Below are 7,380 nucleotides of genomic sequence, written 5' to 3'. Positions count from 1 at the left end.
GGGGCCGGGGGCCGGCGCGGGACGGTGCGGGGTGCCGAAGGTTCCAGGGGCGCGGGGAACTGCGCGACCGGCCCACCCGACCCCGCACCCGCCGGACAGGCGGCATGGGGCAGACGCGGAGGCACGGGAACGAGTCGGCTCAGGCACACCCCACACCCGCCCCAGCCAGCGCAGCGCCCCCGTAGAATCAGCGGGTGAACGTCCCGATCCCCCCGGCATCCGAAGGCCCCCCGGCCGAGACCCTGCGCGCCTCGCTCGCCGGACTCCTGGACGGCCTCCCGCCCAAGCAGGCGACCCAGGCCGTCGACCGGCTGATCGCCAACTACCGGGGCCGCACCCCGACCGACGCCCCGATCCTGCGCGACCGCGCGGACGTCGTCGCGTACGCGGCGTACCGCATGCCCGCGACCTTCGAGGCCGTGCGGGCCGCGCTGGCCGCCCTCGCGGACGCGGCGCCCGAGGGCTGGGCGCCCGGCAGCCATGTCGACGTCGGCGGCGGCACCGGCGCGGCGACCTGGGCGGTCGCGGCCACCTGGGCGGGGGAGCGGCCGGTGACGGTCCTGGACTGGGCCGAGCCCGCACTGGCGCTCGGGCGGGAACTGGCCGCGGCGACGCCCCGGCTGAGCGCCGCGCGGTGGCAGCGCTCCCGTATCGGATCGACGCTCACCATCGAGAGCACCGATCTCGTCACGGTGTCGTACGTCCTCGGGGAGCTCACGGAGGCCGACCGCCGCTCCGTCGTCGACGCGGCGGCCGACGCGGCGACGCAGGCCGTCGTCATCATCGAGCCCGGCACCCCCGACGGCTACGGACGGATCATCGAGGCACGCGACCGGCTGATCGCCGCCGGCTACCGGATCGCCGCCCCCTGCCCGCACAGCGCGGCGTGCCCCATCGAACCCGGCACGGACTGGTGCCACTTCTCCGCGCGGGTCAGCAGGTCGTCCCTGCACCGCCAGGTCAAGGGCGGCTCCCTCGCCTACGAGGACGAGAAGTTCAGCTATGTCGCGGCGGTCCGCTTCGACCCGGCCCCCGCCCCCGCCCGCGTGGTGCGCCGCCCGCAGATCCGCAAGGGCCAGGTGCTCCTCGACCTGTGCGGGGTCGAGGAGTCCCTGCGCAGGGAGACCGTGACCAAGCGCCACGGCCCCCTCTACCGCGCGGCGCGCGACGCGGACTGGGGCGACGCGTGGCCGCCCCCGCCCGCGGCGTGACTCACGCGCCCGCGCCCCAGGTGCCCTGGTCGACGGCGCAGTTCCAGCCCGTGCCGCGCACGGAGAACTTCACCTTGTAGGACCTGGTGTTCAGCAGGCGCGTGCGCACCTTGACGCCGAGCTTGGCCTTGCCCGCCAGGCTCTTGTCGTACACGGTGACGGTCTTGGACGTCTTGCGGGTGACCTTGCCGCCCTTCGGCGTGGCCGTGCCGAAGCGGACGTTCTTGACGTTGGTCACCGTGAAGCTGACCTTCTTGAAGCTCTTCGTGCTCTTGTTCTTGATGCCGAAGTACAGCCCCCCGTTGGTGACCCAGCCGTTCCGGTCGACCTGGAAGCGGGAGGTGTAGACGATGTCGATCGGGCAGCCGGAGACGGCCCGCGGCGACGCCGTCGGAGCGGCCTTCGGAGCGGTCGGGCCGGACGTGGCGGACGCGGACCCGGCGAGGCCGAGCTGAGCGGCGGTCAGGGCCCCCGCGGTGGCCAGCACTGCGGCGGACGTGCGCATACGGTTCACTGCGCTGATACCTCTTCTTCCCCCTGGGCCCTCGTGGACCCAACTGTTTGGTTGTGGTGACGCGTTCGCACAGGAGCGCGTGCGTACCTGTGCGCCCGTATTGTTAGCACGTTGTCGGCCACATGGCTGAACCGACCCTCTTCTTGAAAGGCTCTTAAAAGACTCTTAGAAGCGGCGACTATCCACATCTCCATGCCGATCAAGAGCAGTTCACCCGGTCACGCCCGCAGGCGGTCCGAGACCCGATTCCTCACCCTGTCCGTCGCCCTCGCGGTCGTCGCCGCCGGAGCCACCACGTACGCGTTCACCGCGGGGGCCGAGCCGCCGCACGGCCGGCGCGTCGAACTCGCCGTCAAGGGCGGCACCGCGGTCGTCGACACCGCCACGCTCGCCGTCCGCGCCCACACCCGCGACGGCCGCGACCTCACCCTCTCCGACGCCTCCACCACCGATCTCGGAAAGCCCGGCCCGGTGACCCGCACCGGCACGGGCCGGGCCCGCTGGAGCTACCCCGAGCGCGGCATCGACGTGACCGCCCGCACCGACCACGGCCGCCTCTCCCTCAGCATGAAGGCACACCGCGACACCAAGGTCGGCTGGCCCGTCACCGGCACCGACGCCGCCGCCACCTCCCTCCAGCTCCCGCGCGGCGAGGGCCTGGACATCCCCGTGCGGGACACCTTCTGGACCAAGGGGGAGGGCGGCCTCGCGGGCAGCGGCGTCGACATGGGCGAGGGCCTGACGCTGCCGCTGTGGGGCTACTCCCTCGGCAAGCGGGCCGGCGTCAGCTACCTCACCCCCACCGACATCGGCACGACCCTCGACTTCACCGCACCGCACGGGCGGTTGCGCACCACCGCCGAGCACACCTTCGACCGCGGCGAGGGCACCCGCGACTACACCGTCACCTTCGCCCTGACCGACGGCAACGCCGTCGCGCCCGCCGCCGACTACCGCTCCTACCTCGCCGAACGCGGCCGGCTCGGCAGTTTGAAGCGGAAGATCGCGAAGAACCCCGCCACCGCGAAGCTCCTCGGCGCCTTCCACGCCTACACCTGGGGCACCGCCCGCGAGGCGGAGGGCGTCGAGCAGCTCCGCAAGCTGGGCGTCGACCGGATGTGGCTCGGCTACGACGCGGGCCCCGGCCCCATGGACAAGGCCGCCGTGAGCGCCGCGAAGAAGGCCGGCTACCTCGTCGGCCCCTACGACTCCTTCGCCAACGGCCAGGACCCCAAGAACGCGGACAGCCCCACCTCCGCCTGGCCGGGCACCGTCTACCCCGACTACTGCGTGCGGGACGCCGAGGGCAAACCCGTCACCGGCTTCGGCGGCCGCGGCTGCTACCTCAGCTCGCAGGCCTTCGAACGTGCTGAGCCCCGCCACCACCACCTCGCCGACCGCACCCGCTCCATGGTCGCCAACGGCGCCGACAGCTACTTCCTCGACGTCGACGCCACCGGAGAACTCTTCCGCGACCACGGCAAGGGCCACCGGATGACCAAGGACGGCGACCGCGGGAACCGGCTCGCGCGGATGCGGCGCATCGCGGACAAGGGCCTCGTCCTCGGCTCGGAGACCGCCCAGGCGTGGGCGAACCAGGTGCTCGCCTTCGACCACGGCGGCGGCACCCCGGTCGCCGACGGCCTCTGGAAGCTCCAGAAGGACCGCGAGAAGTGGGGCGGCTACTACCCGGAGACCGCGCCCGGCGTCTTCTTCAAACCGGTCGACCTGCCCGCGGGCCTCGCCAAGGCGATGTACGCCCCCCGCTACCGCGTCCCGCTCTACGAGACCGCGCTGCACGGCTCGCTCGTCAACGCCGAGCGCTGGGAGCTCTCGTACGAGAAGCTGCCGCGCCAGAAGAAGGACCGCGCGCTGCTCGCCATGCTCTACAACACGCCCCTCAACTACGTCCTCGACGGCCCGTCCCTCAAGAAGCACGGTGCCGAACTGGCCGCACTCCAGAAGTACTTCGCCCCGCTCCACAAGGCCGCGGGCACCGAACCCCTCACCTCCTACCGGCGCCTGACCGCCGACCGCACCGTCCAGCGCACGGTGTTCGGCGACGGCGCACTGACCGTCACGGCCAACTTCGGCACCGCGGCGCACGACGGGCTGCCGGGCGGCTGCGTCGACGCCCGCCTCGCGGGCGACGACGAGCCGCGCCGGCTCTGTCCGGCGAAGCTGGGCTAGCCCCGCAGCTCCTGCGTGCAGCACTTCACGCTGCCGCCGCCCTTGAGCAGCTCGGACAGGTCCATCCCGACGGGTTCGTAGCCGCGCTCGCGCAGGGGCTCGAAGAGGCCGAGCGCGGCCTGCGGCAGCAGCACGTGGAGCCCGTCGGAGACGGCGTTGAGCCCGAGCGCCTCGGCGTCGGGCTCCTCGGCGATCACCGCGTCGGGGAAGAGCCGCCGCAGCACCGCCCGGCTGCCGGGGGAGAAGGCGGGCGGGTAGTACATGACGTCGTCCGCCGCGTCGTCCAGGACGGCGAGCGCGGTGTCCAGGTGGTAGTAGCGGGGGTCGACCAGGTCGAGCCCGATCACCGGGCGGCCGAAGAACTCCTGCGCCTCGCCGTGCGAGAGCGGGCTGGCCCGGAAGCCGCGCCCGGCCAGGACGTAGGAGGCGGTGACGGCGAAGTCGCCCTCGCCCTCGTTGATGTGGGTGGGTTCGTGGATCTCGGTGAAGCCGTGCGCGCGGAACCACTCCAGGTGGGCCGCGGCCTCCTCCTCGCGCTCGCGGTAGGCGAAGCGGGCGCCGAGCACGCGTCCGCCGACGACGGTCGCGCCGTTCGCCGCGAAGACCATGTCCGGCAGGCCGGGCCGGGGGGTGAGCTCCTCGACGGTGTGGCCGAGGGAGACGTACCGGTCGCGCAGGTCCTCCCACTGGGCGACGGCGAGGGGGACGTCGACCGGTTTGCCGGGGTCCATCCAGGGGTTGATGGAGTAGGTGACCTTGAAGTGTGCCGGTGGGCACATCAGATAGCGCCGGGGTGTGGCGCGCCGGGGAGAGCGAGGAAAACGGGACAATGAAGGCTCCTCACGTACCGCAGGTCATGTGCTGCCCGTGGTGGGGCAGTTGATGCCCATAGTGCGGTCTGGGAGAGCCTTCGCGCAGTGAACCGAACGGGTGGTTGCGAGATTGGCCGAACGGCGGTGCGGGCGGGGGCGGACGGGTGGTGCCCGGTGCGATCTCCATGCGCGAGACGACGCGTCTTGTCTAGACGGGACGTCTCGGTTCGGCCGCTGCTACATTCGAGGGCATGGCCCAGAAGACCGCTCCCGACTCCACGCGCCGCAGCGAACGCTCGCGCCGCGCGATCTACGACGCAGCCCTCGCCCTCGTCGGCGAGGTCGGCTACGCGAAGCTGACGATCGAGGCCATCGCGGCCCGCGCCGGCGTCGGCAAGCAGACGATCTACCGCTGGTGGACCTCGAAGGGAGCCGTCCTGCTCGACGCCTTCCTCGACCTCGCCGAGCAGGCGTCCCGCGAGGCCAGTGAGAAAGCGGGCAGCGCGGAGACCGAGACCGAGATCCCGAACACCGGGGATCTGGAGGCCGACCTCAAGTACGTGATGCGCGCCACCGTCGACGAGTTCAACGACCCCAAGTACGACGCGCCCTACCGCGCGCTCGCCGCCGAGGGACTGCTCAACCCCGAGCTCGGCGCCGAGTTCGTCGAGAAGCTCCTGGAGCCGCAGCTCCAGCTCTTCGTGAAACGCGTCGAGCAGGCCCGCGAGGCGGGGCACGTCGTGCCCGACATCGACCCCCGCATCGCCCTCGAACTGTGGTCGAGCCCGCTCGCCCAGCGCTGGCTGATGCGCTCCGGCCCCCTCACCCACGCGTACGTCGACACGCTCGTCGAGTACGCGCTGTACGGCATCACGCCCCGACCGTTCTCCACGACCTGACCGCCGTACTCCTGACCGGCGTACGCGCGAGGAGGCCCGGCGCGTCCGTGATCACGCCGTTGCAGCCGAGGCGCAGCACCCGGTCGCGCTGCTCCGCAGTGGTGACCGTGTGCGCCCACACCCGGGGGATGCCCGAGTTCACCGCGCGCAGCAGATCGCTGTCGCGCGCCTTGTAGTCCACGTCAAGGACGTCCACGAACGACGCCCACTCCTTCGGGCGGTCCCGGCGCATCTGCGCCTTCGAGCGCCACAGCTGGGCCAGCAGGCCGAGGCGGTGGGCGCGCCGGGCGACGGCCGGGTCGTTGGTGTTCACGAAGACCGAGCGGGTCAGCCCGCGGGCGCGGATCAGCCGGGCGAGCGGTTCCAGGCTCTTCGGGTCCTTGGCCTCCAGCATCAGCATGATCCGCCCGCCGAACCGGTCGAGGACCTCCGCGACCGTCGGCGGCCGCTCCGGGCGCCAGTGGCCGGGCACCGCGGCGGAGGGGCGCAGCCGCACGGCCAGCCAGCTCCACCGGTCGAGGCGGCGCACCGGCCCCGACATGTACGTGGTGCGGTCCAGGGTGGAGTCGTGCATCACCACCAGCGTCCCGTCGCGCAGTATCCGCGTGTCGAAGTCGAGGACCTGGGCGGTACCGCGTTGATAGGCGGCCAGCAGGCCCGACATGCTGTTCTCCGGCACCTCCAGGGCGCCGCCGCGGTGCGCGGTGTAGACCACGCGGGGCAGCGCGTCCACGGTCAGCGGCACGCCGCCCCACTCGATCGGGGCGAGGAAGCCGTTCGGTGCCGTGAGGGTCAGCGCCGTGAGGCTCGTCAGCACAGTCCTAATGACCATGGCGCCCACGGTAGGCGGGTAAATCCAAACTCGCACAGGAATGTCCTGCTATGTCACCACCCGGTGGGCATACCCCGGCGACCCCGGATGTGGCCTCCGGCCCCCCGAGGCGCAGGATGGTGGGACCATGGGTCATGCTTTCGGCACAACGGCGAGGTGAGGGGCTAGATGGGCGCGGAGTTCGGCAGCCGGTCCGGCGGACAGGGCAAATTCTCCCAGTGGCTCCGCCGGCGCCCCAAGGACACGGCCGCGGATGACCGGGCCCGCGAGGAGCTGCTCCTCGCCGCCGCGGCGGCCGGACTGCCGCTCGCCCCGGCCGCGTATCCGTCGGGGTACCGATGTTCCTGCGACCGCATCGGCTGCCCCACCCCGGCCCGGCACCCCGTCTCCTTCGCCTGGCAGACGCAGTCCACGACGGACCGCGGCCAGATCGAGCGGTGGGCCCGCCACCAGCCGCAGGCCAACTTCATCACCGCGACCGGCATGGTCCACGACGTCCTCGACGTGCCGCTGGACGCCGGGCTCGAAGCCCTTGAGCGGCTGCTCGCCGCCGGGATCGAGGTGGGCCCCGTCGCCGAGTCGGGCGGCGGCAACGGCCAGGGCCGGCTGCTCTTCTACACCGCGACCCGCGGCACCCCCGAGGACGAGGACGAGTGGTGGCCGTGCGAGCTCGACTGCCACCCCGAGACGATGGACGAGCACCCCGGCCTGCGCTGGCACTGCCGCGGGTCGTACGTCCTGGTGCCACCCGCCCGGCTCCCCGACGACCGGGAGGTGCGCTGGATCCGCGGCCCCGAGCATCCGCTGCCGGACCCGCTGACGCTGCTCGCGACCCTCACCGACGCATGCGCGCGCGTGGCGGGCGAGCCGCAGGAGGACGTCGCCGCCTGGCCGCTGCGGGGCTGATCCGGGTGGTTCCCCC

7 protein-coding genes are annotated in these 7,380 nt (G+C 72.5%); 4 read left to right on the top strand and 3 right to left on the bottom strand.

Going from position 1 to position 7,380, the window contains the following annotated elements; translation table 11 throughout:
- Positions 1-194 precede the first annotated feature (194 nt).
- On the top strand, positions 195-1,211 hold the full coding sequence (locus ACZ4Z4_RS00665) for a small ribosomal subunit Rsm22 family protein (protein ID WP_468320254.1): 1,017 nt from the start codon (positions 195-197) through the stop codon (positions 1,209-1,211).
- Between the two features lies 1 nt (position 1,212).
- On the opposite strand, the gene ACZ4Z4_RS00660 is transcribed toward ACZ4Z4_RS00665, so the two are convergent.
- The gene (locus ACZ4Z4_RS00660) at positions 1,213-1,716 is read right to left on the bottom strand and encodes a hypothetical protein (protein ID WP_468320251.1); all 504 of its coding nucleotides are present in this window, start codon (positions 1,714-1,716) and stop codon (positions 1,213-1,215) included.
- Positions 1,717-1,917: 201 nt separating this feature from the next.
- On the opposite strand from ACZ4Z4_RS00660, the gene ACZ4Z4_RS00655 reads away from it, so the two are divergent.
- Positions 1,918-3,915 carry a glycoside hydrolase gene (locus ACZ4Z4_RS00655; RefSeq protein WP_468320248.1) on the top strand — a complete coding sequence of 666 codons (1,998 nt, stop codon included), beginning with the start codon at positions 1,918-1,920 and terminating at the stop codon, positions 3,913-3,915.
- On the opposite strand, the gene ddaH is transcribed toward ACZ4Z4_RS00655, so the two are convergent.
- Positions 3,912-4,745 (bottom strand): dimethylargininase, encoded by an 834-nt coding sequence (ddaH, locus tag ACZ4Z4_RS00650; protein ID WP_468320245.1) that lies wholly within the window; start codon positions 4,743-4,745, stop codon positions 3,912-3,914. The two genes, ACZ4Z4_RS00655 and ddaH, sit on opposite strands and share 4 nt — an antisense overlap.
- 233 nt (positions 4,746-4,978) lie before the next feature.
- Between ddaH and ACZ4Z4_RS00645 the strand changes: the two genes are divergently transcribed.
- Positions 4,979-5,626: a TetR/AcrR family transcriptional regulator gene (locus ACZ4Z4_RS00645; protein ID WP_468320243.1), complete on the top strand. Its 648-nt coding sequence runs from the start codon at positions 4,979-4,981 to the stop codon at positions 5,624-5,626.
- Here the strand turns inward: ACZ4Z4_RS00645 and ACZ4Z4_RS00640 are convergent.
- Entirely contained in the window at positions 5,598-6,458 is an 861-nt protein-coding gene (locus ACZ4Z4_RS00640; protein WP_468320240.1) for a glycerophosphodiester phosphodiesterase, read from the bottom strand. The genes ACZ4Z4_RS00645 and ACZ4Z4_RS00640 overlap by 29 nt on opposite strands.
- Positions 6,459-6,626: 168 nt before the next feature.
- Here ACZ4Z4_RS00640 and ACZ4Z4_RS00635 point away from each other — a divergent pair, with 168 nt between their 5' ends.
- Positions 6,627-7,364 carry a bifunctional DNA primase/polymerase gene (locus ACZ4Z4_RS00635; RefSeq protein ID WP_468320238.1) on the top strand — a complete coding sequence of 246 codons (738 nt, stop codon included), beginning with the start codon at positions 6,627-6,629 and terminating at the stop codon, positions 7,362-7,364.
- The last annotated feature ends 16 nt before the right edge of the window (positions 7,365-7,380 follow it).

It is taken from the genome of Streptomyces sp. NPDC030245 (assembly GCF_055572995.1).
Note: the sequence above shows the minus strand (reverse complement) of the source record. Positions and strands in the feature narration are given on the sequence as shown.

Coding starts and splice junctions, on each gene's coding strand:
- ACZ4Z4_RS00660 (WP_468320251.1), bottom strand. CDS start 1,716: ATGCGCACGTCCGCCGCAGTGCTGGCCACCGCGGGGGCCCTGACCGCC.
- ACZ4Z4_RS00655 (WP_468320248.1), top strand. CDS start 1,918: ATGCCGATCAAGAGCAGTTCACCCGGTCACGCCCGCAGGCGGTCCGAG.
- ACZ4Z4_RS00645 (WP_468320243.1), top strand. CDS start 4,979: ATGGCCCAGAAGACCGCTCCCGACTCCACGCGCCGCAGCGAACGCTCG.
- ACZ4Z4_RS00640 (WP_468320240.1), bottom strand. CDS start 6,458: ATGGTCATTAGGACTGTGCTGACGAGCCTCACGGCGCTGACCCTCACG.
- ACZ4Z4_RS00635 (WP_468320238.1), top strand. CDS start 6,627: ATGGGCGCGGAGTTCGGCAGCCGGTCCGGCGGACAGGGCAAATTCTCC.